Origin of the sequence: Candidatus Erwinia dacicola (assembly GCF_001756855.1) — a bacterium.
Lineage (GTDB): Bacteria > Pseudomonadota > Gammaproteobacteria > Enterobacterales > Enterobacteriaceae > Erwinia > Erwinia dacicola.
Window position 1 is genome coordinate 1 of sequence record NZ_MAYS01000608.1, and the last position, 1,684, is coordinate 1,684.

Genomic DNA, 1,684 nt, shown 5'->3' on the forward strand with positions numbered 1-1,684 from the left:
CTGTGGCCAGTATTAGTTGACCACTACATTTTAACGAACTTACTGGCGGCATAAGCCCCCTCCATTTTGTTGCGTTTCAACTGGGAATGAGGCAAAAGCTAGCCATTCCAGCATGTATTACCGAACACTGGTTGTAACCTACTGATTTTATGTTGTGGATGCTCGCTGTTTTTATGGGGTTGCAGCATAATCTCTAGTTATTCAACAAAGCCCCCCTGCGACTGATTTTTACGTAGGGGTCAGGCATGCCTGACCCGTTATGATTGTTACCAATGGTCGTGGTCGTGATGGCGACCGTGGTTGTCGCACCAGCGGCCGCCGTCCCAGTGCCCAGATGCAGCGTCACTCCCGGGCCTAAAGTAATACGTGCGCTGTCGGCATAAGCTGTGTGTACCGCCCACGGGGACAAACTTGCCAATAAAGTGGCAACAAGCAATAAGCGTTTCATATATATCTCCTTTATCAGCGATCTGCCTTCTCCGCTGTAGCGGCACAATATAACGAGATTGCCAGCTCAACGCTTGGTGAATTCTGATAAACGCTCAAAAACGGCGAATTGGTATTTTTCTAGCGGGGTAAGGGGAGATTTGCGTAGGGGCCGCCCCCTTCGGACCTTCTCCATTTTCTCCTGCGTCAGGCGTCAGCTAAGCGCTGCTGAGGAAGCGGCTGCCGCTGGCGGCACGGGAATCTTCCGGGATGCCGTTGAGATAGTGGTCGGTCAGCACACCACCGACCAGCAGGTGAGAAGGCAATGCTGCCCGCAACCTCCTGCGCCAGCACACCCAGCAAGCCACCTTCCGGTGTGCGCTCAAACATCGAATATTTCGGCTGGTAGATTAGGCACTGCGTACCGAGATCTTGCAAGATGGTAATTGCCTGCGCGACCAGCCCAACCGGGTAGTTAGAAAGCGCCACGTACAGAATTTTGCCTTGGTGCACCAGATAGTCAAGCGCTGCCATGGTCTTTTCCAGCGGGGTTTTCGGATCCGGGCGGTGATGGTAGAAGATATCCACATATTCCAGCCCTATCCGTTGCAGGCTCTGATCCAAGCTGGAAATCAGGTATTTGCGCGAACACCCCAGTCGCCTCGCCGTAAGGGCCAAGCCACACAGTGTAATTGTGATCCGCCTTACTGGAGATTACCAGCTCATCGCGATACGGGCAAAAATCTTCGCGCAGAATGCGGCCAAAATTCTCCTTGGCCAAGTCGGGAGGCGGGCCGTAGTTATTGACCAGATAAAAATGAGTGATACCGTTATCAAAAGCATGGCGTAGCAGGTCATAACTGATTATCTCTCATATCGCATCGCGATCTGCATTCTGCGGATGCTGCCGACTAGATTATGCCATAAACCCAATGAAATCGCCAGAAGTTTTAGGCTGCTGCGCCCTCAGCGGTGGTAGGTCATTTTATCATAACGCTGGGCATCTGCTTGATAAACCATGAGTAAATCCTGTTATTGGAACGGTAAGTAAGGTCGCAGGATAGCATAGCAAGTATACGGTTACACTAAGCGATAGAGCGGGATGGATCGCAACTTAAAGAAAATTCTGAACGGCGTAACGATTAATTGCCACACGGTCAGAGGAGTTTCCTATAACAGATTGAAAATATTCGCTAATACTCAGTTCATACCTCCATGAGGAGCCGCATGATGAGCAGAGCACTGTTGCGAAGATCTG

General features: G+C 50.9%; 1 protein-coding gene and 1 pseudogene. Both read right to left on the reverse strand.

Features of this window, described 5'->3' with window-relative positions; genetic code table 11:
* Positions 1-193: 193 nt before the first annotated feature.
* Positions 194-448, reverse strand: a complete 255-nt coding sequence (locus tag BBW68_RS20975; protein WP_070135977.1) for a hypothetical protein — start codon at positions 446-448, stop codon at positions 194-196.
* 208 nt (positions 449-656) lie between these two features.
* Positions 657-1,446 (reverse strand): annotated as a pseudogene (locus BBW68_RS17340) (aldo/keto reductase); the annotation flags it as partial.
* Positions 1,447-1,684: the final 238 nt, after the last annotated feature.